The following is an 18,066-nucleotide window of genomic DNA, read 5'->3' as shown; positions in this document are numbered from 1 at the left end:
GTTTTACAATCCTTTCGTACGCTCATATAGTTCCAGGTATTTATGATAACTTTTATCTGTTTCATCCGGATCGCACATCGGCCTCAGCCAGTCACCCGGCGGAACCGGAATCCCGCTCTCAAAGTCCTTAATCCAGCCAAGCGCTTTTGCAGCAATATAATATACACCTCTGGTTCCCGCCTGCACATCTTTTGTTTTATAAATATTCCGCTGCAGGATATCGCTGCGCAGCTGGATACCTTTTTCCGATTTTGCACCGCCGCCCGCTGCCAGAATCCGATTTACCGGAAGCCCACAGGCTTCCATGTTTTCCACATTTAAGCGCATATCAAAAGCGATACCCTCCAGGGCAGCCCGCACAAGTGCTCCTCTGGACGTGTCCATCGTCAGTCCGTAGATCACTCCCCGGTCCGAAGTGTTCATCTGCGGCGTTCCGGTACCAGCCAGATGCGGCAGGTAATAGAGTCCTTCTGTGCTGTCCGGCATCTCGTCCATCATGATTTCATAGACATCCCTGCCTTCCCGATCGGCATCCTCCCTCTCTTTTGCATACATCTTGTTCCTGAGATCACTGAGCACAGCCCCTCCGGAAAACAGCACGCCGTATGTCACATACTTTCCCTCTGCTATATGGGGAGCGCAGACCAGATGTGCCTTCTGCATTGCCGGTGACTGTTGAAATTCATCCAGGACCAGGGTAAAACATTCCGCGGTTCCCATACCGTAAGCCACATCCCCGCCGTGAACAGCGCCCATTCCAAGTGCCACACAGGGCTGGTCGTGACCTCCGGCCAGAATCACAGGAGATTTCTTCATACCTGACTGCCTGACCAGCTTGTCCGAAACCATGCCGATCTGATCTCCAGCCTTTACAATTGTCGGAAGCTTTTCCATATCAATCCCCGCTGCCTGGCAGATTTCCCTGCTCCAGACACCTCTTTGCACATCATAAGCCATACTCCGGGCTGCCAGGGTATTCTCCGCGCAGCACCCTGCGCCCAGTTTTCTCTCGATGAATCCGGAAAAAAACAAGAACTTATGGGTCTTTTCGTACAGTTCTTCCTGATTTTTTTTCATCCACAGCAGCCGGCTGACGGTATACATCGGATGTGAAATATGACCGGTAATTTCGGCAATCCTGGCACTTCCGATCTTTTTGTCCAGATACTCCCACTCCTTCACAGCATTGGCATTTGTGTACAGAATCGCACTGCTCAGAGCATTCCCCTGTTCATCCACAGGCACGACAGATTCCCCGAAAGAAGTGGTACAGACAGCCTCTATTTCAGGAAATACGGCAGTACATTCCCCAATCGCCTGGCAGACTTCCTCCCACACGCCCTCTGCATCCATGAAGCCTCCCTGCTCAAGGTTCAGGTATTCCCTGTAGGCGTAAGCACAGACATTCCCATTCTGATCAAACACATTAGCCTTACACCCCGTCGTTCCAATATCCAGGCCCATTATGTATTTCAAGGTTTAATTTCCCCCTTTTCTCTGCGACAGATAATTTCCGGCAAATACCCGCACCGCCTTCTCCACGTCCTGCTTGATGCCCTCCTGACCCCAGCTGCAGATTTCATGGAAATAAATCGGCGTTGCAATATCTTTCATCTTCTGTCCTACATATTCTGCTCCGGCTTTTGCCATGTAGGTGTAATAATTGATCTTTCGTACCCCGCACCGGATAGATTCCTGGAAATCCTCTGCGCTGACCCCGGATCCACCGTGCATCACCACAGGAATGTTTGCTTTTTCATGAACCTGGGAGATGATTTCCATCCGAAGGTCCGGTTCTGACAGGTAGAAGCCATGCGTCGTCCCGAAGGAACACGCAAGGGCTGCTACTCCTGTCTGTTCAACAAATATTCTTGCCTCCTCCGGATCGGTATAGACCTTGCCCAGATCATCGTTTTCCTTTGCATTTTTATAGACCGTGTTTCTCTTTCCCATATCACCGAGCTCTCCCTCCACAGAGGCTCCGCAGGAGTTTGCCAGTTCCACGTATTGTCTTGTCTGCTCCACATTTTCAGCAAAAGGCAGTGAAGAACCGTCGTACATAATGCCTGTAAACCCCAGATCCAGTGCTTTCTTAATGTATGCTCCTGTTTCCCCGTGGTCCAGCTGCACACAGACCGGAACCGATGCCTTCTTCGCAAAATCAACCATGATGGGACCGATGACTGAAATCGGAATGACCGTCTCATGCACCTCGGCATGCTGCAATACCACGGGAACTTTCAGACTCTCTGCTACCTGAAGCACTGCGATCACGCTTTCCAGGTTTGGTGTATTAAACGCGCCTACCGCGTACGCTCCTCTCTCAGCTTCTTCCAATATTGCTTTTAAATTCACTAACATTTTTTCACCCTAGCCTTTCCAAACCAGTCCCTTCCACAACTCACGGTACCAGCATTACCTTGTAAGCATCCGGATCCTTCTCTGCAACTTCAAACGCCTTCTTCCAGTCCTCCAGTTTAAACTGATGGGACATCAGACCTTCCGTATGGATGCTTCCGTCCATAATTCCGCGGATCACTGGTTCATAGCAGTAGGGCCCCAGATGGGAACCGTTGATCGTAATCTCCTTGCCGTCTCCGATATCATTCCAGTCCACGCTTATCGCATCGGGAAAAACACCAAACTGCACATACGTTCCACGGAATCGAATGGATGCAAGACCCTGTTGTACACTTTTTTCACTTCCGGATGCTTCGATGTACACGTCGCAGCCGTAACCGTCCGTAAGTTCCTTAATCTTTGCAGTCACATCGGTTTCCAGCGGATTCAGCACCAGATCGGCTCCGTATTCCAGTGCCTTATCCAGGCGCTGACGGCGCAGGTCCAGGCCGATCAGAAGCTTTGGCTCAAGCTTTCTGGCCACGCTGACCATTCCCAGTCCGATTGCACCCAGCCCGCTTATCACTACCACATCGTTGTGCCCGATACCACCCCGCTCTACCGCATGCATGGCACACGCAAGCGGCTCGATCAGCGCCCCCTGCTCCACCGTCATGCCTTCCGGAAGCTTATGATGAATTCCATTTTTATGAAATTTCATGTACTCCGCCATTCCTCCTGCGGTCTCCTGGCGGAATCCATAGATATAATGGCGCTGACACATGGAATAAATGCCAGCCTTACAGAATCTGCATTCGTGGCAGGGCACGATCTGCTCTGAGACCATCCGGTCTCCTGTTTTCACACCTTTCACTTTTTCTCCAAATTCTACCACGCGTCCCACAAATTCGTGGCCTCCGGTCACGGGTGCTTCTATATTGCATGTCTCGGGAGAGGTTCCCCACACACGGATACCGCCATGAAGTGTCTTAACATCCCCGGCACAGATACCGCAGCCTTCCACCTTAATCAAAATCTCTTCCGGCCCGATTTCGGGAATCGGAATCTCATCTATACGAAAATCATACGGTGCATACATGCGTAAAGCTTTCATTGTTCCTTTCATAACAACACAGTTCTCCTTTTCTTAATTTTTATTAATTCTGCTCGTTCCCTGCTGCAGCAGGACAGCCAGTATAATGATGATACCTTTTATCACATCCTGAGGATAAGACGGCACAGACAGAAGATTCATAATGTTTCCGATCATTGCCAGAACAAGTACGCCCACAACTGTTTTCAGTGAAGACCCGGACCCTCCGCTTAAGGAAGCGCCGCCGATCACGCAGGCGGCAATGCAGTCCAGCTCCAGCCCCTGTCCAACCGCTCCGGAACCGATGCCCGTACGCGATGTGGCAATGACACCCCCAAGTGCCGAGCAGAAACCAGAGATTGCATAGACGGAAATCAGATGCGGCGTTACACTGATACCCGCCAGATGAACGGCCTCCTGATTGCTTCCGATCATGATGACCGTCCGCCCGCTCGCTGTTTTATAAAGGCAAAAACCGCTGGCAGCCACCACAATAATCGCAATTACCGTCAGCCACGTCAAAAATGGAAACAGTTTCGCTGTGCCAAGCCTGCTGATGGAGCCTGCAGGCGTGTTAATGGGTGTGCCATTGGAGATCATGTATGCAATCCCCCTGCAGATGGTCATCATCGCAAGGCTTGCCACGAATGCCGCAATCTTTGCCTTCGCTACCAGGATGCCGGTGATCAGTCCGCAGACAGTCCCGAGAATCATGGATAAAATCACAGATACAATAATCGGCAGATGCAGTTCTACCATGGCATAGGCTGAGAAAACGCTGCCCAGAGCCATGACGGAGCCAACCGACAGGTCAATCCCTCCGGTCAGAATCACAAACAGCATACCGATGGATACGATCACTGTTCCAGAATACTGCTGGCAGATGTTCACGAGATTTGCCATCGTCAGGAAGTGCTCCGACGCAAGACTGCAGATCACAAACAGTAATACCAAAATAAAATATGTATTGTTAGTGACGATAAAATTTAAAATCTTTGATGAAGTCTTATTTTTTTCTGACATACTACCGAATCCCTCCCATTGCCAGTCTGATCATATTGTTCTCCGTAAATTCATCCCTGCTGATTTCGCCTGCCACCTGTCCCTGCCGCATGACGATGATATGATCGCTCATGCCCATGAGCTCCGGCATTTCGGAAGAAATCATCACGATTCCGATTCCCTGTGCAGCCAGCTGGTTGATGCAGGTGTAAATCTCTGTTTTTGCCCCCACATCAACCCCGCGTGTCGGCTCATCAAAGATAATGCACCTGCTCCCGGCGGCCAGCCATTTGGCGAGCGCCACCTTCTGCTGATTTCCTCCGCTCAGCTGTGAAACTTTATGGTTGATGGAGGCGTACTTTGTGTTGATACTGTCCAGAATCTCCTTCGTATATTCCGATTCTTTTTTATGATCGAAGGCATGCAATCGATTCTGCACATCCCGCATGGATGTCACCGTGGTATTGGCCCTGATGCTCTGATCCAAAATCAGTCCCTGCTTTTTTCTATCCTCCGGAACCATTCCCAGACCCATTTTGACGGCTTGTCTGGGATTTTTAAACCGTACTTTTTCTCCGAACAGCAGTATCTCTCCGGATTCCAGTGCATCTGCACCAAATACGGCTCTCATCGTCTCAGTTCTCCCGGCACCCACCAGGCCATAGAATCCCAGTACTTCTCCTGCATGCAGCGTGAAGCTGACATTCCTCACCAGCGAGCCTGCACAGAGATTCTTCACCTCCAAGACCGGCTCTCCTATCGTGACATTCTGACGTTTCGGAAAGATGTCTTTGATATCTCTTCCCACCATCAGGCTGATCAGTCGGTCTTTGTCGATATCCCCTGTCTTTACCTGTTTTACAAAGCATCCATCCTTCATGACTGTGATTTCATCACAGAGCTGAAAGATCTCTTCCAGACGATGGGAGATATAAATAATACTTACCCCCTCCTTCTTCAGTCTCCTGAGAAGGGTAAACAGCTTCTCTATTTCTCTGAACGTTAAAACTGCTGTGGGTTCGTCCAGAATCAGCACCTTCACCTTCTGTGACAGAGATTTGCAGATTTCTACCACCTGCTGACAGGCGACACTCAGAGTATTGACTTTTGCCGAAGGGTCGATTTCTCCAAAACCCAGTTCTTCTAAAAGCTGCCTGGCTGACTGATTCAGGGTTTTCCAGTTGATAAGTTTCTTCCCCGACGTGAGATTTTCTATGAAAATATTCTCAGCCACCGTCAGATCGGGAGCCAGCATAAACTCCTGATAAATGGTTGCGATACCCAGCCTGTGTGCATCCCTCGGCGTCTGCATTTCTGTCTTCTGACCGTCGATGAAAACTTCACCGCTATCTCTTTTCAATGCTCCGGCCAATATTTTCATCAGGGTTGATTTTCCCGCACCGTTCTCGCCTATAAGCGCATGTATTTCCCCGGCCCGGACCTGCACCCCGGCTCCGTCAAGCGCCTGAACACCTGCAAAGCGCTTTTTTATGTCTACCATCTTAACTCGAAACGCTTGATCCATTTTGTCTCCTCCTGCACAAAAATGAATAGAAAGAATCTGATTTTTGAAAAAGTGTCTGAAACCTCATTCAGAAGATTCCAGACACTTTCAGGCTTTAGAACGCTGAATCCGGGTCGTAATACTCGTCTACATTCTCCGGATTAATGCAGGCAGGATTCGTTAGAGTTACTCTGTCAAAGCTTGTGGGATCCGCACCGTTCACCAGAATATCAACGGCAATCTCCATGGCAGCTTCAGCCGTTGCACCCGGCTGGTTATTTCCGGTGCATGCGTAATTAGTACCCTTCTTAATAAGCTCCAGCGCCTCTTTTTGTCCATCCGCATCAGCAGCCAGAATCACCTGGTCAGACAGGCCTGCATTTTCGATCGCAGTCATGGCTCCCAGAAGCATCGCGTCGTTTTCACCAAACATCAGATTCATATCAGGGTTGGCAACTACCAGGTCTTCTGCTGCATCAAGACCGCCGTTTGAAGTATAAGCTCCCCAGCCGATTCCGCCCACACTGAATTTTGCATCTTCATTAACCGCAGAGCCCTTTGCAATGACTTCTTTTTCCATGGCAGTTCCCATTTCAATTGCCTCGTCTTCTGTAAGGTCCAGTCTTTCCATCAGGATACCGGCGATAAAGCCCATGCGCCGTTCTCTCGCCGCTTCCAGGTCTTTTTGGCCGCCCATACATACCGAATTAATCTGTTCATCCGCCTCAAACCTGTTGGCCGCCACCCAGCTGCCGCACAGAAGACCATTTTTCACATTGCTGGGATATACAATAGAAACCACCTTGGCAGCCTCACCGCATGAGTTATCCATACAGATCACCGGAATCCCGGCATCTACTGCCCGGTTGATTGCCTCCACACAGCCCTCCGTCTCGTATGGATCGATAAAGATCAGATCATATCCCTGCGTGATAAACGTATCCATATTCCCCGATTCCTTCATGGTGTCAGAATCCGCATTTGCTACAGTAGCTTCCCATCCCAGTTCTTCTATCCGGGAGGTAAATTCTTCAGCAAGGGTAACAAAAAAACCGCTGTCCAATGTCTTCATCTGGATACCTATTTTAAATTTCTTATCACTGGATATCTCATCTTCCCCGGCTGCTGAAACTGTTTCTTCGTCGTCGGAATCTGGTGTCACCTCCGCCTCTGTACTTTTTGAAGATGTGTCACCGCCGCATCCCATCATTGAGATTCCCATTAATCCGGCACATACCATTGCCAATACCCGTTTGTAATTTTTCATTTGCTATGATCCTCCTTCTCTTATTCCCAGTCCAGTGCTCCACCTGGCAGGTAACGTCCATATTTGTGAATTGCATGCTGCATGGCTACAAAGTTTTCCGGTTTTGCAGAAGAATGAACGCTGTTGCTGGTGGCACAGATATATCTCCCGCCCGGTGCATGTGTTTTCAGGATACCCTTTACATACGTTTCCATCTGCTGCGGCGTATAGTCAGTCAGCGGCTCATCGCAGTCCACCGCACCCATGACGATCAGCTTTGGAAACTTTTTCTTGACCTCAATCTGATCGATACCGGAATTCTCGTCCAGCGGATGCATTCCTCTGATGCCGAAGTCCACCAGATCACTGATCAGCGGATTGATGTTTCCACAGCAGTGTTTCAACATGTATGCGCCTCGTCCTGTCACGTAATCACAGATCTTCTTCAGGCCCGGCAGGAAAAATTCATCAAAATGCTGCTTGGATACCAGCAGACTGGTCTTTGACCCGTAATCATCACCGCTCAATATGAAGTCCGCTCCGATATCCAGTGCTTTTTCCGCCAGCTTCAGGTTATGTTCCACAGAAAGGTCCACCAGCCGGTGGACCAGCTCCGGTTCTTCAATCAGATTGCACATCATATCCTGCATGCTGCTCAGGTAATAACTGTAATTAAATCCATCATGAAGATGAAAACCGATCAACCGTTTCCCTTTAAATCTTTTGACCAGCTCCCGCAGGTAATCGAAGCGGTAATCATCCATGGGGTCCGGCGCCACATAATTCATCGCGTCCTCCAGGGTCTCAATGGGACCATGCAGCGGATGTGACACTACCTCCCCATTGTACTGCCGCATGATGCCCCACTCGTTGCGGACAATCTGTTTTTCTCTGTCGATGCATTCCTCCCGGTACAGTTTGGATGGGGTCTGTGATATTACCAGATCAATGTCCAGCTCATCGCAGAGATCCGGATAACTGTCCGTCCCGATGATTCCGCGTATTACCTTCGGATCAATGAGAAGTTCGAATGACGGAACCCTGTCAGGTATTTCTCCGTTCAATACAGTGATCGCTCTTTCATATGAATTCATTCCTGCGTTCCTCCCGTTTGTGATATTCTCCGTGTTCGCTTTGTTTATGTTTAGACTATATCACACACTATTGCGATTGTCAATTTATCGCAAGCTTATATATTGCGATTCTATGATTTAACCAATATTTTAACTTGTTTTTTGTAGCTTTTTATGCTTTCAATTGTTCATACAGACTTTCTGCTTCCTCTCTTGTGGTAAGCTGCTCTGAAAATGCACTGGCACTCCCGGCCGCCAGACCCATCCGGAAGGCGTGTTCATAAGAGTGTTGCTCCAGCCATCCTGCCAGAAATCCAGCCACCATGGAATCGCCCGCCCCCACCGCATTCACCAGTCTGCCTGCGGGTGCCGGTGACGAGTGAATACCCCCGTTGGCATCAGCCAGCACCGCCCCTTCTTTTGACATGGAAACCAGCACATTGGACGCCCCGCGTTCTCTGAGTTTTTTTGCATATGGAATGACTTCTTGCCTGGTGGACAGCTCCACGCCAAAAAGCTCGCCCAGTTCATGATGGTTTGGTTTTACCAGGAACGGATGATATAAAAGTACCTCCTGCAGCAATTTTCCGGATGCATCCACCACAACAGGAATCTGTTTGGGTGCCAGGCGCTTCATGATATCACGATATATCGTATCAGGTATGCTGTCAGGAATACTTCCCGCCAGCACCAGCATGTCTTTTTCCGTCAGAACATCAAGCTGGTCAAACAGCTGCTTGAGGTGATCCGGGCTGATGACCGGCCCTTTCCCGTTGATTTCCATCCCGTCGTAGTCTTTCAGTTTGACATTTATCCGTGAGCAGCCCTGATCGAGATAGATAAACCGGGCGGAGATCCCCTGAACCGCTAGCTTTTTTTGTATTTCCCGGCCCACAAAACCTGCCGCAAATCCAAGTGCGGTACTTTCAAAGCCCAGATTTTTCAGCACAATCGAAACATTGATCCCTTTCCCGCCTGGATACATCTGCTCAGCGGATGTGCGATTCGTCTTTCCCATCTGAAGATCAGGTACAGAAATAATGTAGTCCAGCGCGGGATTAAATGTTACTGTGTAAATCATGCCTCTCCTCCTTTTGCGTTATTTTAATTTTCGCAAATTATTTTATTGCGATTTATTTATATTCGCAATTCATTTATTGTTTTCTATCTTACGTTCTCCAAGCTTAACTGTCAAGAATATCCATGTAAGAAAAGTTTACAAAATTCTAGTATGAAAATTGTAGGGATTGCAAAAAAGAACAGTCCTTTCGGACTGCTCTTCTCCTTTAAATCATAAGATTGCCAACATTATAAGTAACTATTTTTTTATTCCATTTTGACTGTATGTAATCAAACTTCCTATTATCAAAGTGTAGATAAATACACGCTGTTGGAGGCCACTTTAAACACATGTCAAATCTCTCTTCATCGTTCATCTCTTTTTTGCAAAAATAGAAATAAACGCTTCCGCACTTTTCCTTCTTTTTTCTGTTAAACACCTTTGTTCCTGCAATGCCCACCTCTTTGATATCATCCCAACGAAATTTTTTTAAAGTAATCCCCAGGGCATGCAGACGAACACCGTCTTCATTAACCGTCACAAATGCCCCTGCTGAAAAGAATGAAATTCCCAGATAAAATAACGCCAGCATAGCTAACAGCATACCTACTAACGGATAGCTTAATAAAAACGACTGCACTGCACATCCACACAGAACGATTCCTGTTAATAGAAATATAATGAATTTAATTGTATGAACCTGATATGTCATTTTTCTTTCTCCAATTTTTAATCATTTGCCAGAAGTCACTTGAAACTTAATTCTCGAGCTCTGCAGCAAGAAACAAAATGTCCTTCTGAAATCGCTTCCAATACCTGCGGCTGCCGACATTGTTTGGCCACATATTTGCATCTTGCAGCAAATCTACATCCTGGTTTCGGATCAATCGGGGAAGTTATTTCTCCTTTCAAAATTTCAATTTTTTTTGTTTTATGCACATCCGCTTCCGGAATTGCGTTGAGCAGAGCCTGTGTATATGGATGAATCGGTTTTTCAAATAATTCTTTCGTTGAACTTTTCTCAACTACCTGTCCAAGATACATAACACAAATATCATCCGAAATATGTCTCACTACAGAAAGGTCATGTGTTACAAACATATATGTATATCCTTTTTCTTTCTGCAATTTCTTTAACAGGTTCAATACCTGTGCCTGAATCGATACATCCAAAGCTGAAACCGGCTCATCACAAACGATAAACTTAGGATTCAAAGCAAGAGCTCTGGCGATCCCAACACGCTGCCTTCTGCCGCCGTCCAGCTCATGAGGATATGCACTTGCCAATCGCTGGTCAATACCAACCAGTTCCACCAGTGCATCTGTTGCCTCATTGATTTCTTTTTTGGACATTTTCCCCGATATTTTCATTGGTTCCATAACAGTTTCACGGATTGTTTTTCTCGGGTCAATCGAAGAATATGGATCCTGGAAAATAATTTGCATCTGCTCTCTTATTTTTTTTAATTTTTTTCTGTTTAAATGAGTGACATCTTCACCCTTAAAATAGATATTACCGCCGGTACTCTCCAGAAGATGAATTAGTGTTCTTCCCAATGTTGATTTTCCGCAGCCCGACTCACCAACAACACCTAATGTTTTTCCCCTTTCAATCGTCAGATTAACATTATCTACTGCATGTAACATTCCATGCGCGGTCGGAAAGTATTTTTGCAGATTTTTTACTTCAATTAAATGTTCTGCCATTTCTTAATTCCTTTCATTTCTTCACCTGTTTCAAAACCTGATTTGTATTACAGCAACGGCAATTATGTCCATCCGGTGTCGTATAAAACGAAATTTTATGAGCCTTACATGCTTCTGCTGCATATGGACAACGGGGATGAAACGCACATCCCCTCGGCAAATCCGTTGGATCTGGCGGCAGACCATCTACCGGATGCAACCATTCCTCATCACTGTTTAGATCCGGAATCGCACCAAATAATCCAATTGTATAAGGATGTGTCGGATGATCGAAAATTTCATATTTTGTTCCATATTCCACGATCTCCCCCGCATAGACAATCGCTACTTCATCACATGTATTAGCAACAACACCGAGGTCATGGGTAATCAGAATCATAGAAGTATTATTTTTTTCTTTTAATTCCATAATCATCTTCAATACCTGCGCCTGGATCGTTACATCCAGAGCGGTCGTAGGTTCATCTGCTAATAACAAATCCGGCTGACAGGCAAGAGCGATTGCTATCACAACCCTTTGTTTCATGCCCCCCGAAAACTGATGTGGATATTCTTCGAATCGCTGTTCGGGAATGCCTACCATCTGTAGCATTGCTACTGCACGTTTTCTTGCCTCTTCTTTCGAAATCTTATTATGTTTTTCAACAACCTCGCTGATTTGTTCGCCTATACGCATTGAAGGGTTCAATGCTGTCATAGGATCCTGAAAAATCATGGAGATTTTATTGCCTCTGATTTTCTGCATATCTCTTTCTGGTAACGTTAACAGGTTATCCTTATCCAAGTAAACCTCTCCACCACAGATTTTAGCACCCCGATCCGGCAAAATCCGAAGAATTGATTTTGCAATTGTTGTTTTTCCAGCACCAGTTTCACCAACCAGTCCCAATGTTTTCCCTTTTTTCAATTCCAGCGAAACACCATTAACTGCATGTACGATTTCACCATCTGATGTATATTCCACCACAAGATCTTTAATCGATAAAAATTTTTCTGACATAATTTAACCTCGCATTAATTATTCAACTTAGGATCCAGTGCATCACGAAGACTGTCACCAAATATATTCAGTGCAAATACTGTAATCATAATCGCCAACCCTGGAAAAATAACCAGATACGGATATTCCATCATATTCTGTCTTCCTGCCGAAAGAAGAGCTCCCCATTCTGGATTTGGCGCCTGTACACCCAGACCAATAAAGCTAAGACTTGCTGCAGCTAAGATAGAGTTTGCAACTCCAAGCGTCAGATTTACGAGCATCGGTGAAATAGCATTTGGAATAATATGAGATACCACTGTTCGTGCCGGACTGCAATTGATTGAACGCGAGGCTTCAATATATTCCTGATTTCTCACCTTCAGCACCAGGGCCCGAAACAGCCGAACATATGCCGGACTTCCCGATATCCCAATTACTGCAATAATGATAGGTACCGAATTTCCAGCCGCCGCCGCAACAACAATCATCAACAGCATGGACGGAATCGCCTGTATAACATCAAGGAATCGCATCAAGATATCATCAAACATCTTCCCGATATAGCCAGTAAGCGCTCCTAACACAATTCCAATCAACATGCAAAGCAGCATAGCACCAATGCCAATTATTAAAGAAAACCGCCCTCCATAAAGGATTCTGCTGAACATGTCCCGTCCCATCGAATCCGTTCCAAACCAATGCACCGCATTTGGAGACTGATACATTGCTGTCAGATTCATCTCATCATAAGGAAATTTTGAAATATATGGCGCAAGAATTGCAAGGATCACTTCAATTACAAAAATGATCAATCCTAATGTTGCCAGTTTATTTTGGAACATGCGTCTGCACACGGTTAGGAACATACTATTATTTTTCTTCTTATGCATGTTTTTTCCTCCTCTTTCCACCTGTATACTGAGCACGTATACGCGGATCTACCGATGCATAGATTAAGTCCACTGCCAGCATAATAAAACTGAAGGCAATTGCTAAAAAGATAGTCCCCCCTTGTACAATCGGATAATCGCGATTGCTCACAGCACTGATAATATATAGCCCGACACCCGGTATCTGGAAAATAGTTTCCAGGATCAGTGCGCCGCCCAACAAACTTCCAAATCCATTGCCAGCCACTGTAATAACTGGAATCAGTGCATTCTTCAATGCATGTTTTAAGATGACCTTTTTTTCTGAAAGGCCTTTGGCTCTTGCCGTGATAACATAATCTGCTCTGATTTCTTCCAGCATACTGGAACGTGCCTGTCTTGCCTGTCGTGCCAAATCCTGCATTGATCCGGCAATCGCCGGCATGATATAGTACTGCACTCCACCAATTCCCATAGCCGGAAGCCAGCCTAACTTTACAGAAAAAAGCAGTACTAAAAGCAATGCCAGCCAGAAGTTCGGCATAGAAACGCCTATCAATGCCACTAACATACACACTCTGTCTGCCCAACTGTTTTGTTTCACGGCTGCAATAATTCCAAGCGGAACACCGACAATGACAGAAATCACCATACAGGCAAATGCCAGACCCAAAGTTCTCGGAATTCTCGCTGCCAGTTCTGAAGTAACTGACACATTTGTCAGATAGGATTTTCCAAAATCTCCAGTTAATACATTTTCTATATAACTGACAAGCTGTACGAAGAAAGGTTTATCCAATCCCCAGGCTTCTCGGATACCATCCACCTGTTCCTGCGTTGCCTCTGCTCCTGCGATAATTTCTGCCGGATCCCCAGGACAAAATCTTAAAATTGAAAAGACAATAACAATTACCCCTAAGACAACAGGAATCATCCACACTAATCGTTTTAAAATATAACGTATCATTTCATCACCTTTACCTTATGTGAAAGTTTGCGGGTGGTTACACCCGCAGACCTTCATACTTCAATACATTACTATCTACTTTTCCCAATCATAACTGCATGCACCATATACAGGCAATCCACCATCCCAGCATACAAGTTCCGTAATTACACTATCCGCAGGTATAACATAGGGTTCCGCTAACCAGCAAAGTGGACCTACCAAGGCATATTCTGTTACATAATTACGAACATCATCTGCTGTTTCAGCAGAATTTGTTTTTGCAGCACAAGCGACTTCAACTAATGCCTGTAAATTATCATCTTTCAGACCCATCAGTGTCGTTCCGGAAGAATAATTACGCGTATCAAACAATGAGTTATAAATTTTAGATGAATATAAACCATATTTTTGAGTAATTGTCAAGTCATAATTTGCGGGAGTCCTCTGTGTGTCTGCATAGATTCCAGGTTCTTCTGATACAACTTCTGCTGCAATTCCGATTTGAGATAAATACGCCTGAAGAATTTCTGCAATTTTCTTTCTAACATCATCAGCCTGGAATACAATTCTTATTTTTGTTCCTTCTCCATACCCAGATGCTGTCAGATACTCTTTTGCTTTTTCTACATCATACTCATAAGGATACGTTTCATCCAGCCATGCTTCATCAAAATCTTCTGCAATTCTGATTCCAAGAACTGCTTTTTCTGCGTATTCTCCATATACTGCTTCGATTAATCCGTCTCTGTCAATCGCGCACAACACTGCTTTACGGAAATTTTCATCAGAAAATGGGCTATTATTGTCTTTTGATAATTGAAAATACTGGATATGCGGCCAATTTACAACAAATTCACTATACCCTTCACTTTTCATAGCTACTGCTGATTCTGTATCAAGTGGAGCAACATCTACAGTTCCCGACTGCAGTGCAACTTTTCTCTGAGAAATTTCCGCAATACACTGAAGATTAATTACATCTACATTTGCCTGTGAATATGTGCAGAGAAGCGAATCATCTGTCTGCCAGTAATCGTCTCTTTTTTCCATCGTTATGGAAGATCCTGATACAAAATTTGTAACTTTGTATGGAGATGTTGATACAGGATCAGTTGCCATTTCATCACCAGATTCCTCATATGCCTTCTGTGAAACGATTGGAATGTATTCCATAATAAATTCAAATGCACCAATGATAAAGTTTGAGAATTTCATCTTAACCGTATAATCACCAGTTGCTTCAATACTTTCCATGTTATTCATACCAAGGTTCGTAAAGTTTCCTGTTTCAAATGCTGTCTGCATACAGAACACTACGTCTTCTGCCGTGATATGGTTGCCTGCGGAATCGTATACATAATCATAAATACTGATTTCATATTCCAGTCCGTCTTCAGATACATTATAATCTTTTGCAATCTGTGACTCCAGTTTTCCTAATTCCGGATTATAGATAAATAAAAACTCATAAGCCTGCCATTTCCAGGGATTACTATCATCCGCAGGTCCCCCAAATGGATACAGCGATTGAATATTTGCTTTTGACACCCCCGTAACCTGTGTTCTTCCATCTTCTAATATATTCGTTGTTGGCGTTCCACTTTTTCCTGTAGTGCTTTGCCCGCTTTCAGTTGCAGCACTTTCCCCACTTTTCTCTGCAGTTTCTTTTTGTCGGACTGTACACCCGGTTAGCGCTGTCACTGACATGACAATCGCCAGTAATAATGCTATCGCCTTTTTCATTTTGCCTTCCACCTCATTTTTCATGTTACCTTCTCCTTTCTTATTGCCTTTAGATTAGTATGTATATTCTAACCGCGGATATATTTCTTCCCAAACCGCAGTCAAAATCTCCTGGGAGCGTTCTTCATCTGCTGTAATTGCAATAACGGCATCCAACTTCTCATCAATAATACAAAACTGACTGTCCTTTCCATCGGCTCTGACCGCACCCGTTTGGCACATCCAAAACTGGTAACCATATCCGCATCCCCAATCTGGCATCGCCCCATTAATACTGTCTGCTTCCGTCAGACTCGACACAATCTGGACTTTAGTAGCTTCTTTGATCCAATCTGCGGATAACAGCCGCTCGCCTAACCAAATCCCCTTCTGCAGATAAAGTTGACCAAATTTCAAAAGTTCTTTTGTTCGCAGGTACAGCCCATCACCAGCAATATTTCTTCCCTTAGGGCACTCTAACCACGCCGGACGAGGAATCCCAAACTTATCAAATAACCGAGGCATTAAAAAATCCAGCAACTTCTTCTTGGTCACTTGCTGTACCATTGCTCCTGCCACATAGGTGCACCCTGTATCGTATACAAATTTTGTTCCTGGTTGCAGTTCGATGGGTTGACTTAAAAAATATCTGACCCAGTCAGGTTCCATCACCTTATCTCTCTGGTGAATCAGCAGATAAGGTTTGTCATGCCCAGATGCCATTATTAACAAATCACGAAGTGTTAAATTTTCAAGTTTGTCATCCACCTGATCGGGAAGTAATTTCGCAAAGATATCTACTGGTCTGTCTGTAAGCATTAAATATCCTTCATCTATGGCCATCCCCACTGCCGTTGATGTAAAACTTTTGGAAAGTGAATATAATCGGTGCGGAGAATCAGCAGTCCAACGATGCTCATCGATACACTTTCCATGTTGTGAAACTGCAATCCCTGCCAGGTTGAGCGTTGCTTTATCTATTCTTTCAATAAATTGCTCCAATACTAAATTGTTCATCATATCTTGTCCCCTTTCATATATTTCTCAACATTAGTCTTTCACCGGACAATAATCTTCAACACATTATAAGTTTAAAATTATCAATAATATCTAAATCGCGTATATTTAAATTGCATGTTTTTCCAGCCGCTGATCAGTCTTTCTATTACGAAAATAAATACCTATATCAATTGCAACCATTACAATATCTGCTATGTAAAACCAAGCTGAATAAGCAAGGTTGCCGGTACGATAACAGGACACTATCTTCCCCACAAATCCGAGCATATATCCTGTAATGACAATAAACTCGAATGCAATACTTTTTCCTTTTGTTGTTTGCGATTTCCAGGATTTAATAATGTTAAATGGCCACGAGGCTCCGAATAATATCAGCATTCCGATTTCACAAATTTGAACAGCATCCATATAATTTTAAACTCACTTTCTTTTAACAAATTTTGTGATTGAATTTTTTTTCAATCAACAGTATAATTATTTTAATAAATAGCCGGTCTATTATTATATAATTTATATTATCAGAGCATAAATGTTTTGTAAAATACATATTTTTTGCTTAATATATACTAATTTTATTATAGGAAGGGAATTCCATTTCAATGAAGACTGAACATTTAAAAAATTTTATAACTGTCGTTGACCTTGGTACCGTATCAGAAGCAGCCAGATTTCTGCATATCGCTCAGCCAGCTTTAAGCACTCAAATAAAAGCCCTTGAAACCAACATTGGGGCCCCTCTTTTAAAACGTAGTGCCAAGAAAATTGAATTAACAGCTGCTGGAAAGATTCTTTATGACAAGGCGAAAACAATTAATCACCTGGAGAATTCCATTTACAGTGAAATTAAGGATTGCATCAATGGCAGTCGTGGAACTTTACGAATCGGATTGACCCACTCATATCCTGATGAATTGGTGACAAAACTATTCTCCAGTTTTCATCGTGTTTTTCCTGATGTATCATTTGATTTATTCGAGGTGCATACCGAGGAAATGCTTCGTCTGATCCGAGATGGTATTATTGAAATTGGTATAATGCGTATCCCCGGCAATGTTCCTCCATCACTTGATGCGTGGTATATTATACAGGAACAGCTTACTGCCATTTACGCACCAAATTCCGACTGGTTCCCACCTGATGTCGAAGCTATTCCCGTGCGGATGCTTAAGGATGTTCCTCTAAGCATTACTAAGGGATTCTCAGACCGCATTATAAACTTGTGCGAGGAAAACGGCTTTGCACCTCATTTTCTGAGTATATGTTCATCTCGTCTGTTAGCAAGGATGTGGGCTGAGAACGGATCGGCAGTTACTATTCTGACTGATACCCCAGGCATACGCTACCCGGATCTGTGCACAAACCCGCTAATGGGCACAGGAGCATTAGTCTCAAGAGCTGTTGTTACAAAAAAGAATACACGTGTTTCAACAATTGCAAAATCTTTCCTGGACTATTGCCAGAATTGGCTTCCACCAGTTACAAACCAGTAGTATCACCGT

At 44.7% G+C, this 18,066-nt stretch carries 17 protein-coding genes; 1 reads left to right on the top strand and 16 read right to left on the bottom strand.

The features are described 5' to 3' along the window. Positions 1–3: 3 nt before the first annotated feature. The 16 genes from MCG98_RS05675 to MCG98_RS05600 all read right to left on the bottom strand — a co-directional run bounded on the left by MCG98_RS05675 (position 4) and on the right by MCG98_RS05600 (position 16,975). Positions 4–1,476 carry an FGGY-family carbohydrate kinase gene (locus tag MCG98_RS05675; protein ID WP_240300822.1) on the bottom strand — a complete coding sequence of 491 codons (1,473 nt, stop codon included), beginning with the start codon at positions 1,474–1,476 and terminating at the stop codon, positions 4–6. A gap of 3 nt (positions 1,477–1,479) precedes the next feature. Beyond that, on the bottom strand, positions 1,480–2,361 hold the full coding sequence (locus tag MCG98_RS05670) for a class II fructose-bisphosphate aldolase (protein WP_240300821.1): 882 nt from the start codon (positions 2,359–2,361) through the stop codon (positions 1,480–1,482). Positions 2,362–2,401: 40 nt separating this feature from the next. Then, a complete protein-coding gene (locus MCG98_RS05665; RefSeq protein ID WP_240300820.1) occupies positions 2,402–3,466 on the bottom strand; it encodes an alcohol dehydrogenase catalytic domain-containing protein in 1,065 nt (354 codons plus the stop codon). Positions 3,467–3,487: 21 nt separating this feature from the next. Further along, entirely contained in the window at positions 3,488–4,456 is a 969-nt protein-coding gene (locus MCG98_RS05660; RefSeq protein ID WP_240300819.1) for an ABC transporter permease, read from the bottom strand. Position 4,457: 1 nt separating this feature from the next. Further along, positions 4,458–5,960 (bottom strand): sugar ABC transporter ATP-binding protein, encoded by a 1,503-nt coding sequence (locus MCG98_RS05655; RefSeq protein ID WP_240300818.1) that lies wholly within the window; start codon positions 5,958–5,960, stop codon positions 4,458–4,460. 94 nt (positions 5,961–6,054) lie between these two features. After that, positions 6,055–7,206: a substrate-binding domain-containing protein gene (locus tag MCG98_RS05650; protein ID WP_240300817.1), complete on the bottom strand. Its 1,152-nt coding sequence runs from the start codon at positions 7,204–7,206 to the stop codon at positions 6,055–6,057. Between the two features lie 20 nt (positions 7,207–7,226). Next, complete coding sequence (locus MCG98_RS05645) at positions 7,227–8,279, bottom strand: uroporphyrinogen decarboxylase family protein (RefSeq protein ID WP_240300816.1); 1,053 nt, start codon at positions 8,277–8,279, stop codon at positions 7,227–7,229. 151 nt (positions 8,280–8,430) lie between these two features. Then, positions 8,431–9,339, bottom strand: coding sequence for a 1-phosphofructokinase (gene pfkB / locus MCG98_RS05640; RefSeq protein WP_240300815.1), 909 nt, complete (start codon positions 9,337–9,339; stop codon positions 8,431–8,433). A 205-nt stretch (positions 9,340–9,544) separates the two neighbouring features. Then, positions 9,545–10,030, bottom strand: a complete 486-nt coding sequence (locus tag MCG98_RS05635; RefSeq protein ID WP_240300814.1) for a hypothetical protein — start codon at positions 10,028–10,030, stop codon at positions 9,545–9,547. Positions 10,031–10,065: 35 nt separating this feature from the next. Beyond that, the gene (locus MCG98_RS05630; RefSeq protein ID WP_240300813.1) at positions 10,066–11,025 is read right to left on the bottom strand and encodes an oligopeptide/dipeptide ABC transporter ATP-binding protein; all 960 of its coding nucleotides are present in this window, start codon (positions 11,023–11,025) and stop codon (positions 10,066–10,068) included. 13 nt (positions 11,026–11,038) lie between these two features. Next, positions 11,039–12,025 carry an ABC transporter ATP-binding protein gene (locus tag MCG98_RS05625; protein WP_240300812.1) on the bottom strand — a complete coding sequence of 329 codons (987 nt, stop codon included), beginning with the start codon at positions 12,023–12,025 and terminating at the stop codon, positions 11,039–11,041. A 14-nt stretch (positions 12,026–12,039) separates the two neighbouring features. After that, entirely contained in the window at positions 12,040–12,897 is an 858-nt protein-coding gene (locus MCG98_RS05620; protein WP_240300811.1) for an ABC transporter permease, read from the bottom strand. Beyond that, a complete protein-coding gene (locus tag MCG98_RS05615; protein ID WP_240300810.1) occupies positions 12,890–13,843 on the bottom strand; it encodes an ABC transporter permease in 954 nt (317 codons plus the stop codon). The genes MCG98_RS05620 and MCG98_RS05615 overlap by 8 nt, the downstream gene beginning before the upstream one ends. 75 nt (positions 13,844–13,918) lie before the next feature. Beyond that, entirely contained in the window at positions 13,919–15,592 is a 1,674-nt protein-coding gene (locus MCG98_RS05610) for an ABC transporter substrate-binding protein (protein ID WP_240300809.1), read from the bottom strand. Between the two features lie 30 nt (positions 15,593–15,622). Then, positions 15,623–16,567: a serine hydrolase gene (locus MCG98_RS05605; RefSeq protein WP_240300808.1), complete on the bottom strand. Its 945-nt coding sequence runs from the start codon at positions 16,565–16,567 to the stop codon at positions 15,623–15,625. Between the two features lie 105 nt (positions 16,568–16,672). Then, complete coding sequence (locus MCG98_RS05600; protein WP_240300807.1) at positions 16,673–16,975, bottom strand: hypothetical protein; 303 nt, start codon at positions 16,973–16,975, stop codon at positions 16,673–16,675. 191 nt (positions 16,976–17,166) lie between these two features. Here MCG98_RS05600 and MCG98_RS05595 point away from each other — a divergent pair, with 191 nt between their 5' ends. After that, positions 17,167–18,057 carry a LysR family transcriptional regulator gene (locus tag MCG98_RS05595; protein WP_240300806.1) on the top strand — a complete coding sequence of 297 codons (891 nt, stop codon included), beginning with the start codon at positions 17,167–17,169 and terminating at the stop codon, positions 18,055–18,057. The last annotated feature ends 9 nt before the right edge of the window (positions 18,058–18,066 follow it).

It is taken from the genome of Ruminococcus sp. OA3, assembly GCF_022440845.1.
Lineage (GTDB): Bacteria > Bacillota > Clostridia > Lachnospirales > Lachnospiraceae > Ruminococcus_G.
This window is presented reverse-complemented; position numbering and strand designations above follow the sequence as displayed.

Excerpts from the sequence above, each read along its gene's own strand:
- MCG98_RS05670 (WP_240300821.1), bottom strand. The coding sequence starts at position 2,361 with ATGTTAGTGAATTTAAAAGCAATATTGGAAGAAGCTGAGAGAGGAGCG.
- MCG98_RS05665 (WP_240300820.1), bottom strand. The coding sequence starts at position 3,466 with ATGAAAGGAACAATGAAAGCTTTACGCATGTATGCACCGTATGATTTT.
- MCG98_RS05660 (WP_240300819.1), bottom strand. The coding sequence starts at position 4,456 with ATGTCAGAAAAAAATAAGACTTCATCAAAGATTTTAAATTTTATCGTC.
- MCG98_RS05655 (WP_240300818.1), bottom strand. The coding sequence starts at position 5,960 with ATGGATCAAGCGTTTCGAGTTAAGATGGTAGACATAAAAAAGCGCTTT.
- MCG98_RS05650 (WP_240300817.1), bottom strand. The coding sequence starts at position 7,206 with ATGAAAAATTACAAACGGGTATTGGCAATGGTATGTGCCGGATTAATG.
- MCG98_RS05645 (WP_240300816.1), bottom strand. The coding sequence starts at position 8,279 with ATGAATTCATATGAAAGAGCGATCACTGTATTGAACGGAGAAATACCT.
- pfkB (WP_240300815.1), bottom strand. The coding sequence starts at position 9,339 with ATGATTTACACAGTAACATTTAATCCCGCGCTGGACTACATTATTTCT.
- MCG98_RS05635 (WP_240300814.1), bottom strand. The coding sequence starts at position 10,030 with ATGACATATCAGGTTCATACAATTAAATTCATTATATTTCTATTAACA.
- MCG98_RS05630 (WP_240300813.1), bottom strand. The coding sequence starts at position 11,025 with ATGGCAGAACATTTAATTGAAGTAAAAAATCTGCAAAAATACTTTCCG.
- MCG98_RS05625 (WP_240300812.1), bottom strand. The coding sequence starts at position 12,025 with ATGTCAGAAAAATTTTTATCGATTAAAGATCTTGTGGTGGAATATACA.
- MCG98_RS05620 (WP_240300811.1), bottom strand. The coding sequence starts at position 12,897 with ATGCATAAGAAGAAAAATAATAGTATGTTCCTAACCGTGTGCAGACGC.
- MCG98_RS05615 (WP_240300810.1), bottom strand. The coding sequence starts at position 13,843 with ATGATACGTTATATTTTAAAACGATTAGTGTGGATGATTCCTGTTGTC.
- MCG98_RS05610 (WP_240300809.1), bottom strand. The coding sequence starts at position 15,592 with ATGAAAAATGAGGTGGAAGGCAAAATGAAAAAGGCGATAGCATTATTA.
- MCG98_RS05605 (WP_240300808.1), bottom strand. The coding sequence starts at position 16,567 with ATGATGAACAATTTAGTATTGGAGCAATTTATTGAAAGAATAGATAAA.
- MCG98_RS05600 (WP_240300807.1), bottom strand. The coding sequence starts at position 16,975 with ATGGATGCTGTTCAAATTTGTGAAATCGGAATGCTGATATTATTCGGA.
- MCG98_RS05595 (WP_240300806.1), top strand. The coding sequence starts at position 17,167 with ATGAAGACTGAACATTTAAAAAATTTTATAACTGTCGTTGACCTTGGT.